Origin of the sequence: Photobacterium sanguinicancri, from assembly GCF_024346675.1 — a bacterium.
GTDB lineage: Bacteria > Pseudomonadota > Gammaproteobacteria > Enterobacterales > Vibrionaceae > Photobacterium > Photobacterium sanguinicancri.
In genome coordinates this window covers 899,725-913,891 of the sequence record NZ_AP024851.1, presented here as the reverse complement: position 1 = coordinate 913,891, position 14,167 = coordinate 899,725, and the positions used below count along the sequence as shown (strand labels likewise).

Below are 14,167 nucleotides of genomic sequence, written 5' to 3'. Positions count from 1 at the left end.
GGAGTTGACAGAAATGACGATGACACTTGGCTGTCAAAAGAAGGTGTCGACACGGCTTACTCTGTCGATCTCTATCTATTCAATTAGCGATAAATCGCACAGATCAGACAGAGCAAGCCAATGTTAAAGGGAAGAAAATCAGCGGTAAGAATTAGGCATTATTGAGCCAATCTAACCACGCTTCCATGCCTTCACCCGTTGCCGCGGAAAGTTCGAGTACTTGAATGTATGGATTCACTTTGCGCGCATTTTCAATGCAGGCTTCAACATCAAAGGCGACATAAGGTAGTAAGTCGATTTTGTTGATGATCATTAGCTGCGAAGCGGCAAACATATTCGGGTATTTAAGCGGCTTATCTTCCCCTTCGGTTACCGATAGAATCGCCACTTTGTACTTCTCGCCTAAATCAAAGCTGGCAGGGCAAACTAAGTTCCCCACGTTTTCAATAAACAAGAGTCCGTCTTGTTCAAGGCCTAGCTGGTGGCAGGCATCGTGAACCATTTTCGCGTCTAAGTGGCAGCCTTTACCTGTATTGACTTGAATAGCATCTACACCTGTCTCACGAATACGATCGGCATCGTTGGTGGTTTGTTGATCGCCTTCAATCACAGCACAGGCTCTGTCGCTCTGTTGAATCCGCTTTAAGGTTTCCGTTAGTAGGGTGGTCTTGCCTGAACCTGGGCTTGAAACCAAATTCAGCACTAACTGATTGGCTTGGTCAAAGTGTTCACGGTTGTGGCTAGCAAGGTGATTATTTTTGCTGAGCACATCCATTTCAATTTCAATTAATTTGCGTTGGCTAACACCCGCCACATGGGTTTCGGCTTCACCTTTGCCATAATGTAAATCGCCGTGAGCGGATAGTTCTGGTGTCAGTTCATGCGCATGTTGGTGATCGTGATGCTCTTCATGCGAATGGGCTGCTGAATGGCCATGTGAGTGCTCGTGCGGATGAGCATGATGCTGATCGTGGCTATGCGTGTGTTGCTGTTGTGATTGATGGTGCGATTGGTGCTGCGATGATGGATCAGGGTAATGATAATGATGGTGGTGAACATCGCCCCGATGATGATAGTGGTGGTGCACAATAACCGGTTGTGGGTTTTCTTGGTGAGCAGCTGCGTGTGAGTGGCTATGTGGCTGTTCGTGGTGATGTCCGTGATGATGATCGTGGGGATGGTCATGATGATGGTCAGAATTTACTTGTTCAATCTGGCTATCACCACATCCGCAAACATTGCACATATTATTCAACCTCTATTTCTTTAATTCGCATTTCATCGCCTTGCAGCACTTTTAGTTTGTAACCTTGGCAGATCGGGCAGCTTTCCCCTCGTTGGGCGAGAGAAACGGCTTTATCGCAATCATAACAATGGGCTTCACCTGCTTTCGGTACTATTTCGAGTGCCGCGTCTTGGGCGATGGTTTCTTTCGCTGCGAGATCGAAGCAGAACTTAATGGTGTCTGGTTCGACGCATGACAATACTCCGATTTCTAACCATACCTTGGTGACTTTGCTAAAGCCTTGCTGAGTAGCTTGTTCTACGACGAGATCAACGGTGTCCATACTCAGAGACATTTCATGCATGGCGACTCCTAAACTTGCTAAAAATGATCGGCGGGGGAGTAAATATTCAAAGAGCGAAAATTAAATCATTAATTTTTAAAAAGTTTTGTGACGTTAATCAAATATAAATCAGTAGGCGTATCGAGAGGCTTTTTATTTGTATGATGAAGTGATGATCGTCATCGTCATTAGTGTCGACATTCAGTTTTATTCCCGATAAATAGAGCCTGTTTATACGAGTGCGCTCTCTTTTTTTGTTTTTATATTCTTTAAATTCAATTAGTTATCTCTATTGTTTTTGTATTTGTCAATCTTGGTACGAATGTTGTTATAGAAGGGGTTCGAACTGCAATTTAGCAAAGGTTAGTTATGAATCGCTTTGTAATTGCAGATCCTCAGTTATGTATCGGGTGTGGGACATGCATGGCAGCATGCTCTACAGCACACAAAGCGGAAGGTCTGCAAACTCACCCAAGATTGACCGTAATGCGGCATAAGCAGGCTACGGCGCCTGTACTATGCCGTCATTGTGAAGATGCGCCGTGCGCGCAAGTATGTCCTGTCAATGCCATTACCCAAGAACAGGGTAGTGTTGTTGTGAATGAAAGCCTCTGTGTAGGCTGCACGCTTTGTGCCATTGCATGCCCATTTGGTGCCATTGCTATAGATGGAAGTCGCCCTGTAGATATGGCGAATTCCTACGACACCTATATTCCCTCCACCGTCCATTCCAGTAACCCTTCAACCTCCAGCCCGCAATGTTTTGGTAAAGACATTTTAGCGTGGGAACCCGGCGTGAAGAGTATTGCTGTGAAGTGCGACTTATGTCAGTCCACCACGGGCTCGCCTGCGTGTATCGAGGTTTGTCCCACCAAGGCGCTGTTCTTGGTTGAAGAGCAAGGCATGGCAGACGCAAGTCAAAGTAAGCGCAATGAGGCGGCTCTTGATGTTTCAACCATAGCTTTGGAGCGACAGGAATCATGATAGAACTCGACTTATTAATGCTTTCGATTTTGCTTTATCTCGCAGGCGCTGGGTTTTCGTTGATTTTTCATAACGATGAACGACGCGCCGCGCATGTTTCTGGCGTGCTATGTGCGTTAGGCGGTATTGCTGGCATTGCGGCGGCTATTCCTGTGCTGTTGAACGGGGACGCTATCACGCAGCAACTTTATAGTCCTTTTTCCTTTGCTGATTGCGTGATCCGCTTGGATGCACTGTCTGCCTTTATGGTGATGGTGATTTCGCTATTAGTGGTGGCGTGCGCCGTTTATTCACTGTCTTACATGCGTGAATATGAAGGAAAAGGTGTGTGGGCAATGGGCTTCTTCATGAATGTCTTTATTGCTTCCATGGTGGCCTTGGTTGTTTCTGACAATGCGTTTTACTTCATTGTCTTTTTCGAAATGATGTCGCTGGCTTCTTACTTCTTGGTGATCTCGGAACAAGATGAAAAAGCGGTAAAAGCTGGGCTGCAATATTTCTTGATAGCGCACGCGGGTTCTGTGTTGATCATGATTGCTTTCTTCATTTTGTATCGCCAATCAGGCAGCTTGAACTTCGCGGATTTCAAAAACGCTGAGCTTTCACAATGGCAAGCATCGGCGGTGTTCTTGTTGGCCTTCTTTGGTTTTGGTGCCAAAGCAGGGATGATCACCTTACACGGTTGGTTGCCACAAGCTCACCCCGCAGCGCCTTCTCATGCATCGGCATTAATGTCGGGTGTGATGGTCAAAATTGGTGTGTTCGGCATCATTAAAGTCGGTATCGATTTTCTTGGGGCAGATACGGCATGGTGGGGCTATCTGGTATTGGCCTTTGGCGGTGTGTCGTCGGTGTTAGGTGTTATGTATGCCTTGGCAGAGCACGATATCAAACGCTTGTTGGCTTACCACACGGTGGAAAACGTCGGCATTATTTTAATGGGCGTTGGCATTGGCATGATAGGTATTGCTAACGACCAACCTGTGTTGGCAACCCTAGGTTTACTCGGTGGCTTATACCACTTACTGAACCATGCGGTGTTTAAAGGACTGTTGTTCTTAGGCGCGGGCTCAATGATTTACCGTGTTCACACCAAAGACATGGAAAAAATGGGTGGTCTTGCCAAGTTAATGCCGTATACCGCGTTAGCGTTTTTGATCGGGACTATGGCGATTTCTGCCTTACCGCCGCTTAACGGTTTTGTCAGTGAATGGTTCATCTACCAGTCGCTGCTGACTATGAGCAAAGAAGGCACGTTCGCGATGTCGATTGCAGGGCCTATTGCCGTAGTCATGCTTGCCATTACTGGTGCGCTGGCCTGCATGTGTTTCGTGAAAGTGTACGGTATTTGTTTTTGCGGTGCCGCGCGAAGCGAACAAGCCACCAAAGCCACTGAAGTGCCCAAGCCTATGGTGTTTGGCACCCTGTCGTTAGCGGTACTTTGCATTGTGCTGGGTGTGGGTTCGCCTTGGATCGCACCAACGATCTCAAGTGTTGCAAGCAGCTTGGTTAATAGCGATGCCATTACGGTAACGCAAGGCGCAGCGCTTATTCCAGATAACGGCGCACAAGCAATTCTATCAACACCTGTTATTGCCCTGACGTTACTTGGATTGATACTGGTTCCTGTACTTATTCTTTCTATCTTCAAAGGGCCGAAACTTACACGCCGCCACAACAACGATCCATGGGCGTGTGGTTATGGCTATGAAGATCGCATGACAGTGTCCGCAGGGGGCTTTACTCAGCCACTGCGTGCCATGTTTGTTCCGCTATACGCCATTCGAAATTGGTTAAATCCAGCGCCGCTGTTCGCTTTGATCCTTGAAAAGACCAAAGCAGGGGCGACGTACATCGAACCTTTCTTTGATAACAGAGTGATATTGCCTATCGCACGTTTTGTGCTGGCTGTCGGTAAACGCCTCCAATGGCTGCAATACGGGGATTTTAGAACCTATTGCTTATACATGGTTATTGCGTTGCTGGTGCTGTTATTCATTCCCGTAGATTTAGGAGTTAACTGATGCAAGGGCTTGAGATGCCAAGTCCTGAGCTGATTGCGTTAGCTATCGTTCAGGCATTAATCATGCTGGGGCTCGCCCCCCTTGTGACAGGCTTTTCGCGTGTTCTTCGCGCCAAAATGCACTCACGTCAGGGGCCGGGTGTACTGCAAGACTACCGAGATATCTTTAAGTTACTTCGTCGCCAAGAAGTAGCGCCAACACCGTCGGGGGTGATTTTCAAAATCATGCCATCGGTACTGATCATCACTATGTTGTTGATTGGTATGGCGCTGCCAACGGTGACTAATTACTCGCCATTTCCAATTGCAGGCGATGTGATCACCGATATCTATTTGTTTGCCATCTTCCGCTTCTTCTTTGCGTTAGCGGGGTTAGATTCAGGCAGCATGTTTTCAGGGATCGGTTCTAGCCGTGAACTGACACTGGGTGTGCTGGTAGAGCCGATTTTGATGCTGTCCATTTTTACGATGGCATTGGTAGTGGGCACCTCTGACCTTGGTTACATCAGTAATCATATGGCAACCGAGACATGGGCAGCCCCTGGCGCAACAGTATTAGCGGGGATTGCTTGTGCATTCGTGATCTTTATCGAAATGGGTAAGTTGCCGTTTGACTGTGCAGAAGCCGAGCAAGAGCTGCAAGAAGGGCCAATCACAGAGTACGCCGGTTCTGGTTTAGCCATGGTCAAACTTGGCCTTGGTCTAAAACAACTGGTGGTTGCTCAGCTATTCCTCGCGATTTTCATTCCGTTTGGTAAAGCCACGTCACTGACATTTCCTGCATTAGCCTCGGCTACGGGGATCTTAATGCTGAAATTGTTCGTCGTATTTTTGGTGGCTGGCGTAATTGAAAACAGCGTGGCACGAACTCGATTCTTGAAAACGCATCACCTGACTTGGGTGGGATTTGGTATCGCGGTATTAGCGTTTATCTTTTTCCTCACTGGTTTATAGGGAGCAGAGAGAAAAGTTATGGATATTATTGCTCTATTAACGATTTTCGTTCCCTTTTTAGGGGCGATCATCACAGTCTTAGTGCCTCGGCAGGCGGCGAAGTGGGTGTGTCAGCTATTCGCTGCACTTGCCTCGCTCGGTACGCTGATATTAGCCGCGACCTTTTTTAACAGTGGCGAAACCAGCGTTACTTATCAACTGGTCATGTTTTCCCAAACGGAAATATTTGGCTTAACCATAGATAAAGTCAGCACCTTAATCGCAGTGGCGGTGGTAGTGCTGGGGCTGTTGGTTAGCATTTATTCGCTAGGCTACATGACCGAAGGCAACCGTGAACACCCCCATGAAGGTTTGCCACGTTACTACGCTTTTTTGCTGATATTTATCGGTGCAATGGCGGGTTTAGTACTGTCGTCGACCATTCTCGGTCAGTTGCTGTTCTTTGAAATTACAGGGGCCTGTTCTTGGTCGTTGATTGGCTACTACCAAAAACCGACATCGCTTAAAGCGGCACTCAAAGCCTTACTGGTGACTCACGTTGCTTCGATTGGTTTGTTTGTGGCGGCTGCGTTTGTGTTCAAAGAAACGGGGACGTTCTCGTTATCCGCTTTGGCTTCGCTATCGCCAGAAACCAAAACCATCGTGTTCTTAGGCATCTTGATGGCGGCATGGGGTAAATCAGCTCAGTTACCGCTGCATGTTTGGTTACCCGATGCGATGAATGCGCCAACGCCTGTCAGTGCTTATTTGCATGCCGCGTCCATGGTGAAAGTGGGCGTGTATATCTTTGCGCGCGCGATTATGTCGGGGGGAGACATTCCTGAAGTGATCGGGGTGATAGGTGTGACAGGGGCGATGATCACCTTGATCTACGGCTTCATCATGTACTTACCACAAACCGATATGAAGCGTCTGCTGGCGTACTCCACGATTACACAGTTGGCTTATATCTTCCTTGCGTTGTCGCTATCTGTCTTTGGTTCCGACCTCGCTTTCGAAGGTGGGGTGACGTACATCTTTAACCATGCCTTTGCGAAGAGCTTGTTCTTCTTGGTGGCGGGTGCGCTGAGTTATACCTGCGGTACGCGTATGCTGCCAGCACTGCGCGGTATCGTGAAGAAATCGCCATTATTAGCGGTAGGTTTCTGCGTGGCCGCCTTGGCTATCACGGGTGTGCCGCCGTTCAATGGTTTCTTCAGTAAATTCCCACTGTTTGCCGCGGGTTTCACCTTATCTAGCGAACATAGCTGGTTGATGCCTGTGATGATCTTGGCTTTGGTTGAATCGGTCGCGAGCTTTGGTTGGATCTTGTACTGGTTCGGTAAAACTGTTGTTGGTGAACCTTCAGAGGCCGTCGCCACGGCTACACCTCTTCCTCGCTCCATGAGTGCCGTACTGATCATTCTGATCATTATGTCTTTCTGTTCGAGCTTTATTGCCTCTAATTGGCTGAGTTAAGGAATGACGATGAATGGAGAAATTGTAATTAATAATCTAGCCGGGCTGTTGATCGTTACCTCCTTGATGGTAATTGGGGTCAACAAGCCGCGGGTAGTGGCGATGCTGTACTCGCTACAGTCATTTGTTTTGGTGCTGACCTTTGTTGCTATCGCCAATACCGTGGATGCGCCGCAACTTTATCACTGGTCGATCACGGCCTTTATTACCAAGGTGATCGCACTGCCTGCGCTGCTGTATTACGCCTTTAGCAAGATGTATGACGCTGAAGCCAATAAGCCCGTTATCCACTTTGCGTGGTTGGTCATTATTGGTGGGGTGATCACCTTACTGAGCTTCTTGGCGGTGGAATCTGTGCAGCTTCCTTTGGTTGCACATTTAAAACCGGCATTGGCGGTATCGCTAGGTCACTTCTTCTTAGGGTTACTGTGTATTGTCAGCCAACGAAACATCCTCAAGCAGCTGTTTGGTTATTGCTTGATGGAAAACGGTTCGTCACTGACTTTGGCACTGCTTGCCAATAAAGCCCCTGGGCTGGTGGAGATTGGCGTCACCATTGATGCGGTGTTTGCGGTGATCTTCATGATTATTCTGGTTAGGCAGATTTACACCAAGTTACATACCTTGGATGCCCAGCAACTCACTACGTTAAAGGGGTAATATTCATGTCTTCTACACTTTTACTCCCGTTGCTGCTGGCTGTGCCGTTTGTGGCTGGGATTGTCTCTTTTCTCTCTTATTGGGGAGGTAAGGGGTTAAGGCAATTAGCCATCGGAGCACATGTTATTAGCATGCTGGCTGTGTTGGCGATTTCGTGGACGCTGGCTGCGGATGTGTTTATCGATGGTCCTATATTTGCGGCTCATCAATGGCTGTACTTAGACAGCTTATCAGCGTTGTTTACTGCTTTACTGGCTTTAGTCGGGCTATTAACCGGTTTTTATTCGATTGGCTATATCGGCCATGAGTTTAAAGAAGGGGAGTTATCGGCGAAGAAAGTCGCGCTGTACTACGGCTTATTTAACTTCTTTCTCGCCACTATGCTGGTGGCAGTTACTGCGAATAACGTGATCATGATGTGGGTGGCGATTGAAGCAACCACTATCAGTTCGGTGTTCTTAGTCGGTTTATACGGTCAACGTTCATCGCTGGAAGCGGCGTGGAAATACATCATCATCTGTAGTGTCGGTGTGGCATTTGGGCTGTTTGGCTCGATCATGGCGTACTCCAATGCAGCGGCTGTGTTTAGCGACCCATCAACAGCGATTTTCTGGACTGAAATTCATCAACACGCCAACTTGCTGGATCCGACCTTGGTCCATATCTCATTCATCTTCATTTTGATTGGGTTTGGTACTAAAACCGGTCTATTCCCAATGCATGCGTGGCTACCCGATGCGCACTCCGAAGCGCCAAGCCCTGTCAGTGCCTTGTTGTCTGCGGGTCTACTTAACTGTGCATTATTGGTCATCCTGCGTTATTACATCATCACAGTAAAAGCGATTGGTCCGCAGTTTCCGCAAATGCTGATGATGGTGTTTGGCTTTATGTCGGTGGCTGTTGCGGCATTCTTCATTATTACCCAGCGCGACCTTAAACGCTTACTCGCCTATTCGAGTGTCGAGAACATGGGGCTGATCACGCTGGCGATCGCGCTTGGCCCTTTAGGGATTTTAGCAGGGCTATTGCATGTGATTAACCACAGCTTGGGTAAAACCCTGATGTTCTGTGGCTCGGGCAATATCTTGTTGAAATACGGCACCCGTGACATGGATACAGTGAAAGGGGTCTTAAAAGTCGCCCCTATCACAGGTGTATTGATGGGCATGGGCGCATTGGCGCTAGGTGGTGTACCGCCATTTAACTTATTCATCAGTGAATTCATGGTGGTGACAGCAGGTATTGGTAGCAATCACACGATGATGACGGTGGTGCTCTTGTTCTTACTGACCGTGGTGTTAGCAGGGCTTGCGCGCATGGTGGCGGGGTGTGTACTGGGGCCAAAACCTGAGTTGGTTGAAAAAGGCGAACTGGGCGTGATGACCTTGGCACCAATGATTGTACTGATTGTACTCATGCTGGTAATGGGAACCCATATTCCTAAGCCTATTCTGCACGGTTTAGATCGCGCGGCCTTGGTGGTACTTGATAGCCAAGAAGAAACCATGATCGATGCCTTAAACCTACCTTGGCAAATGCAGCCATCTGTTTCAGTCGATACAACCCCATCTTCTGTTGCCCTACATAAAGAGAGATAAGCGAGTGGATACTTTAGAACTCAATACTAAACAAAATAACAAGCAGGGCTACGGCTATATCGCAGGCGTTCGCCAATTCTTTCCTAGCGCCATTATCGATGAAGAATGGCAAACCCATAATCAAGTCACGATTACGGTAAAAGCGACGGCGTTGATCGATGTGATGAAGTGGTTGTACTACGACCAAGGTGGTTGGCTTACTGTTTCTTTCGGTAATGACGAGCGCTCGCTTAACGGCCATTTTGCTGTTTACCACGCAATGTCGATGGAAGGTGAAGTTAAAAGTTGGGTGACGGTCAAGGTATTAGTCGATGCGGTGAGCCAAGAATTCCCATCAATTACTCCTGTGATCCCTGCCGCGGTGTGGGGCGAACGTGAAGTACGTGACATGTATGGTTTGCGTCCAGTAGGCCTGCCCGATGAGCGCCGCTTGGTTTTACCCGATGATTGGCCTGACGACCTTCACCCTTTGAGAAAAGATGCGATGGATTATCGTCAACGTCCGATGCCGACCACAGAAACGGAAACCTATAAGTTCGATAATCAACTAGGTGATGATAAAAACCGCATTGTGCCAGTTGGTCCATTGCACATTACGTCTGATGAACCGGGGCATTTTCGCTTATTCGTTGATGGTGAAGACATTGTCGATGCGGATTACCGCATGTTCTATGTCCACCGTGGGATGGAAAAGCTGGCTGAAACCCGTATGGGCTATAATGAGGTCGCATTTCTGACTGACCGCGTGTGTGGAATTTGTGGCTTCACCCATAGCGTGGGTTATAGCAATTCAGTTGAAAACGCCTTGGATATCCCAGTACCAGCACGGGCGAAAATGATCCGTACCGTATTACTGGAAGTGGAGCGTTTACATAGCCACATGCTGAACATCGGATTATCGAGTCACTTTGTGGGCTTTGATACGGGCTTTATGCAGTTCTTCCGTGTTCGTGAAAAAACCATGGAAATGGCAGAGCTCTTAACGGGCGCCCGTAAAACCTATGGTTTGAACCTGATTGGTGGTGTTCGTCGCGATATTTTGCAATCACACCGTGCTAAAGGGATTGCACTGGTTCGCCAGGTACGCCAAGAGTTTAAAGGTTTGGTCGATATGCTGCTTAGCACGCCAAACATTGAACAACGTATCGTTGGGGTTGGGATCTTATCTAAAGATATCGCCCGTGATTACAGCCCAGTCGGGCCATTGATCCGCGGTAGTGGTTTTAAGCGTGATGCACGTATTGTTCACCAGCAATCGCTTGAAGCTTATGGCGATGTACCGTTCGAGCTGCAAGCCTTTGATGGCGGAGATGTGCAATCTAGGGTGATGGTGCGGATAAAAGAAGTATTTGATTCACTCAATATTATCGAATACGGGTTAGACACTTTACCGAGTGGCGCCTTGTTGACAGAAGGCTTTACCTATACCCCGAACAAATTTGCCCTTGGTTTCACTGAAGCACCGCGTGGTGAAAACGTTCACTGGAGTATGACGGGGGATAACCAAAAACTGTTCCGCTGGCGTTGTCGTGCAGCAACATACGCCAACTGGCCGACGTTACGTTATATGTTACGCGGTAACACTGTCTCTGATGCGCCACTTATCATAGGTAGTTTGGATCCATGCTACTCCTGTACCGACCGTGTGACGCTGGTGGATACCAAAAAACGCAAGTCGACCACAGTGTCTTACAAAGAAATAGAACGTTATGGCATTGAGCGGAAAAACTCACCACTCAAGTAGGAGGCTAAGAGATGTTTAAATTAATAAAAACCATCATTAAAGCCGGCGAAAGTACGACAAAGTATCCTTTTGCACCGCTTGAAGTGAGTGACGATTTTCGTGGTAAACCTGAATATAACCCAGAGCAGTGTATTGCTTGCGCTGCCTGTACGCGTGCGTGCCCAGCTAATGCGTTGATTATGGAAACTGATGCCGAACAAGGAACTCGTCGTTGGCAGTTATCCATTGCTCGCTGCATTTTCTGTGGTCGCTGTGAAGAAGTGTGCCCAACCCAAGCGATCAAGTTATCGAAAGAGTTTGAGCTGGCAGTCACTAATAAAAAAGATCTGTATCAAGAAGCAAATTTTTCTCTTACTCAATGTCGTGAGTGCGGTATCGGTTTTGCGCCGCGGAAAGCGGTTGAATATGCCTTGGACTTATTAAAACAGGGCGGTATGAGTGAAGAGCAGTTTGAAGTGCGTCGTCAGCAGCTTGAAACCTGTCCTGATTGTCGTCGTAAACAAAACATGCTGGACGGTGGCAATATTTTGCTTGGTAAAAATGTTCTCCATGCCAAGCAATTAAATAAGGAAGTGTCAGATGAAAGGAATTAAGAAAATTGTCGGCACTGCCCATACGGCGGCTCAGCCGCTTGAGCTTGATCCTCATGCCGCGAAATTAAAAAGTACCTTGCTGAATGATATTAAGCGCTCGGCGTATGTGTATCGGGTTGACTGTGGGGGCTGTAACGCCTGCGAAATTGAAATTTTTGCCGCAACCACCCCCGTATTTGATACCGAGCGCTTTGGTATCAAGGTGGTGGCTTCACCGCGTCATGCCGATATTTTGCTGTTTACGGGGGCAGTGACCCGCCCAATGCGAATGCCTGCACTGCGTGCTTATGAAGCGGCACCTGATCCAAAAATCGTGGTGTCTTACGGCGCTTGTGGCTGTGATGGCGGTATTTTCCACGACCTTTATGGCGTGTGGGGCGGGACGGATAAGATCATTCCCGTTGATGTTTATATTCCGGGCTGTCCACCAACACCTGCGGCAACCATTTATGGGTTCGCGATGGCGTTAGGTTTGCTTGATCAAAAACTCAAAGCTGAAGTGCATTTTGAAGACCCAACAGAGCGAGTCACCTTGAAACATACGGGGATCCCACTGGAGCTAAAAGTGTTGATTGAACGCGAAGCGCGTCTTTTAGCTGGGTATCGCCATGGTCAGCAAATTGCTGATGAATTTATGGATTTGCTAGTGAGTTGTACCCCAGACGATGTTGATAGCAAAGTGAACCAGTTTATGGTCGAAAAAAACGATCCTCGTCTGCATGAAATTATCGAAAGTTTGTACCGCGTTTCACTTGCCCACATGAGCGGGCAATCAATCGGTGAACCAGCAAGTGGTGCGACACAGAGTAGTGCTACGCCTAATAGTGCTACGAAAAGCGCAGAGAAGACTAAGCAGTCTGAATCGACTGAACTCGTGACGGATTAGAGGCCAGTATGTCAGAAGAAGTAAAAGAGGCCGAACAAGCGCTAAAAGCTGACAATGTCATGTTTTATGCGCTTAGCCGTAAGTTTGTTGATGAGCAATATGATGTACCCGAAGAAGCCAAGCAAGTGTTGTATTACAGCCTTGCTATTGGTCACCACCTTGGTGTCGTCGATTGCTTGAAAACCGTATTGCAATGCACCAGAGACGAATACAAAGCTTGGGTAGAGAAGTTACCTAAAGAGAGTGAAGCCTACCGAAAGATGGCGGGCTTTTTCATCTTTGGTGAAATCACCATTTATCCCGATCATCTTCACATGCTAGCGGGGGCTTTCTCGAACATTCCTGTTGAAGAGCAAGATGAAAAGCAACAAGCCTTAACCGCAGGATTGATTGAAGTACTGACCGAGATTTACCACGAACCCACAATGTATTTAATGGTGAGAAGTCGCTAATGAGCAAAAATATCGTATTAACCGTTGGCAACAGCATGATGGGTGACGATGGCGCTGGCCCGCTATTAGCGGAAATGATGCAGCAAAATCCGGTGGCCGATTGGGTTGTGATTGATGGTGGCAGTGCCCCTGAAAACTATGTTCATCAGATCAGAGAACTATCCCCCGCGCGTGTCTTAATCATCGATGCCGCCGAAATTGGCGAGAAAGCAGGGGAGATCAGGATTATTGAACCTGATCAAATTGCTGAAATGTTCATTATGTCGACCCATTGCTTGCCGCTTAATTTCTTGATTGAAGAGCTGGAAACCTTTGTGCCTGAAGTCACCTTTGTTGGCATTCAGCCAGCCATAGTTGCGTTTTCGTTCCCCATGACAGACATGGTGCGCGACGCTGTGACAACCGTGTATCAATCATTGCCGACTTGGCAAGGTAATGGTGGTTTTGCGGCGGTATAAATATCCGCTATTTGTGTTCGTCATTTCTGATGACGAAGTGTCGATGTCGACATCGACACTTCTTTACTTGAGGTATTTGGAAGCTGTTGTTATTCCAACCCTATTGATAAATCAATGCGTTATGATGTTTTAAACGGTGAATTAAAAATTGGTACACCTTATGCATTATACGAATTGGTGTCATGGATATTTTCGACAGCTTATTGGAAGTAAGTGAGAAAAAGAAAGAGGATAGTGTCATGAACAGGTTTGTTTTCGCAGACCCCAATCGTTGTATAGGATGCCGTACCTGTGAAGTGGCATGCGTACTTTCTCATTCAGAAGAGAACTCTGTCTCATCGATTGATCCTGCACGATTTCATCCGCGCTTAAAGTTGATTAAAAACGCGAAAGTAACGACACCCGTATTATGTCGCCAATGTGAAGACGCACCTTGTGCACAAGTGTGTCCGAACAACGCCATAGTGTCGGAAGATAACCAAATCAAAGTTATTCAGTCTCGTTGCATTGGTTGCAAAACGTGTGTGATTGCGTGCCCATATGGTGCGATGGCTGTTGTCAGCGATATGGTTGATAACGGTGCAGACTCAGCGCTTTTCAAAATGAAAGTGCCAAAGGCGCAGGCGCTTAAATGTGATTTATGTAGTGGGAGCAGTACGGGTCCCGCATGTGTTCAGGTATGTCCGACTAACGCCCTACAGTTAATCGAAGCTGAAGACATAGAGAAGATAGCGAAGAAAAAACGCGAAGCCGCTGCAGAGTCAATTGCCGCAGTTGCTGCTTTGTAAA

At 47.5% G+C, this 14,167-nt stretch carries 14 protein-coding genes; 12 read left to right on the top strand and 2 right to left on the bottom strand.

All coding sequences use genetic code 11. From position 1 onward, the window contains the following. Nucleotides 1-151: 151 nt before the first annotated feature. Nucleotides 152-1,246 carry a hydrogenase nickel incorporation protein HypB gene (gene hypB / locus OCU87_RS21105; RefSeq protein ID WP_261859327.1) on the bottom strand — a complete coding sequence of 365 codons (1,095 nt, stop codon included), beginning with the start codon at nt 1,244-1,246 and terminating at the stop codon, nt 152-154. Nucleotide 1,247: 1 nt separating this feature from the next. Next, nucleotides 1,248-1,589, bottom strand: coding sequence for a hydrogenase maturation nickel metallochaperone HypA (hypA, locus tag OCU87_RS21100; protein ID WP_062687751.1), 342 nt, complete (start codon nt 1,587-1,589; stop codon nt 1,248-1,250). A gap of 348 nt (nt 1,590-1,937) precedes the next feature. Here hypA and OCU87_RS21095 point away from each other — a divergent pair, with 348 nt between their 5' ends. The 12 genes from OCU87_RS21095 to OCU87_RS21040 all read left to right on the top strand — a co-directional run bounded on the left by OCU87_RS21095 (nt 1,938) and on the right by OCU87_RS21040 (nt 14,166). Further along, nucleotides 1,938-2,552, top strand: coding sequence for a 4Fe-4S dicluster domain-containing protein (locus OCU87_RS21095; protein WP_062687752.1), 615 nt, complete (start codon nt 1,938-1,940; stop codon nt 2,550-2,552). Further along, a complete protein-coding gene (gene hyfB, locus OCU87_RS21090; protein ID WP_261859326.1) occupies nt 2,549-4,576 on the top strand; it encodes a hydrogenase 4 subunit B in 2,028 nt (675 codons plus the stop codon). Before OCU87_RS21095 ends, hyfB begins: the two co-directional genes overlap by 4 nt. Further along, the gene (locus tag OCU87_RS21085; protein ID WP_048897781.1) at nt 4,576-5,529 is read left to right on the top strand and encodes a respiratory chain complex I subunit 1 family protein; all 954 of its coding nucleotides are present in this window, start codon (nt 4,576-4,578) and stop codon (nt 5,527-5,529) included. Before hyfB ends, OCU87_RS21085 begins: the two co-directional genes overlap by 1 nt. A gap of 18 nt (nt 5,530-5,547) precedes the next feature. Beyond that, nucleotides 5,548-6,987, top strand: coding sequence for a hydrogenase 4 subunit D (locus tag OCU87_RS21080; RefSeq protein WP_261859325.1), 1,440 nt, complete (start codon nt 5,548-5,550; stop codon nt 6,985-6,987). A gap of 9 nt (nt 6,988-6,996) precedes the next feature. Continuing rightward, the gene (hyfE, locus tag OCU87_RS21075) at nt 6,997-7,647 is read left to right on the top strand and encodes a hydrogenase 4 membrane subunit (protein WP_062687754.1); all 651 of its coding nucleotides are present in this window, start codon (nt 6,997-6,999) and stop codon (nt 7,645-7,647) included. A 5-nt stretch (nt 7,648-7,652) separates the two neighbouring features. Beyond that, entirely contained in the window at nt 7,653-9,245 is a 1,593-nt protein-coding gene (locus tag OCU87_RS21070; protein ID WP_261859324.1) for a hydrogenase 4 subunit F, read from the top strand. A gap of 4 nt (nt 9,246-9,249) precedes the next feature. Beyond that, nucleotides 9,250-10,989, top strand: a complete 1,740-nt coding sequence (locus OCU87_RS21065) for a hydrogenase large subunit (RefSeq protein ID WP_062687800.1) — start codon at nt 9,250-9,252, stop codon at nt 10,987-10,989. Between the two features lie 11 nt (nt 10,990-11,000). Beyond that, nucleotides 11,001-11,582 carry a hydrogenase 4 subunit H gene (hyfH, locus tag OCU87_RS21060; RefSeq protein ID WP_062687755.1) on the top strand — a complete coding sequence of 194 codons (582 nt, stop codon included), beginning with the start codon at nt 11,001-11,003 and terminating at the stop codon, nt 11,580-11,582. Beyond that, nucleotides 11,569-12,468, top strand: a complete 900-nt coding sequence (locus OCU87_RS21055; protein WP_261859323.1) for an NADH-quinone oxidoreductase subunit B family protein — start codon at nt 11,569-11,571, stop codon at nt 12,466-12,468. The genes hyfH and OCU87_RS21055 overlap by 14 nt, the downstream gene beginning before the upstream one ends. Before the next feature lie 8 nt (nt 12,469-12,476). Further along, entirely contained in the window at nt 12,477-12,920 is a 444-nt protein-coding gene (locus OCU87_RS21050) for a formate hydrogenlyase maturation HycH family protein (protein ID WP_261859322.1), read from the top strand. Continuing rightward, nucleotides 12,920-13,378: a hydrogenase maturation peptidase HycI gene (gene hycI, locus OCU87_RS21045; RefSeq protein ID WP_062687758.1), complete on the top strand. Its 459-nt coding sequence runs from the start codon at nt 12,920-12,922 to the stop codon at nt 13,376-13,378. Before OCU87_RS21050 ends, hycI begins: the two co-directional genes overlap by 1 nt. A 239-nt stretch (nt 13,379-13,617) precedes the next feature. Then, on the top strand, nt 13,618-14,166 hold the full coding sequence (locus OCU87_RS21040; protein WP_062687801.1) for a 4Fe-4S dicluster domain-containing protein: 549 nt from the start codon (nt 13,618-13,620) through the stop codon (nt 14,164-14,166). The last annotated feature ends 1 nt before the right edge of the window (nt 14,167 follow it).

Bases quoted from the DNA above. Each gene is read 5' to 3' on its own strand.
- hyfH (WP_062687755.1), top strand. From the start codon at position 11,001: ATGTTTAAATTAATAAAAACCATCATTAAAGCCGGCGAAAGTACGACA.
- OCU87_RS21055 (WP_261859323.1), top strand. From the start codon at position 11,569: ATGAAAGGAATTAAGAAAATTGTCGGCACTGCCCATACGGCGGCTCAG.
- OCU87_RS21050 (WP_261859322.1), top strand. From the start codon at position 12,477: ATGTCAGAAGAAGTAAAAGAGGCCGAACAAGCGCTAAAAGCTGACAAT.
- hypB (WP_261859327.1), bottom strand. From the start codon at position 1,246: ATGTGCAATGTTTGCGGATGTGGTGATAGCCAGATTGAACAAGTAAAT.
- hypA (WP_062687751.1), bottom strand. From the start codon at position 1,589: ATGCATGAAATGTCTCTGAGTATGGACACCGTTGATCTCGTCGTAGAA.
- hyfB (WP_261859326.1), top strand. From the start codon at position 2,549: ATGATAGAACTCGACTTATTAATGCTTTCGATTTTGCTTTATCTCGCA.
- OCU87_RS21085 (WP_048897781.1), top strand. From the start codon at position 4,576: ATGCAAGGGCTTGAGATGCCAAGTCCTGAGCTGATTGCGTTAGCTATC.
- hyfE (WP_062687754.1), top strand. From the start codon at position 6,997: ATGAATGGAGAAATTGTAATTAATAATCTAGCCGGGCTGTTGATCGTT.
- hycI (WP_062687758.1), top strand. From the start codon at position 12,920: ATGAGCAAAAATATCGTATTAACCGTTGGCAACAGCATGATGGGTGAC.
- OCU87_RS21040 (WP_062687801.1), top strand. From the start codon at position 13,618: ATGAACAGGTTTGTTTTCGCAGACCCCAATCGTTGTATAGGATGCCGT.
- OCU87_RS21095 (WP_062687752.1), top strand. From the start codon at position 1,938: ATGAATCGCTTTGTAATTGCAGATCCTCAGTTATGTATCGGGTGTGGG.
- OCU87_RS21070 (WP_261859324.1), top strand. From the start codon at position 7,653: ATGTCTTCTACACTTTTACTCCCGTTGCTGCTGGCTGTGCCGTTTGTG.
- OCU87_RS21080 (WP_261859325.1), top strand. From the start codon at position 5,548: ATGGATATTATTGCTCTATTAACGATTTTCGTTCCCTTTTTAGGGGCG.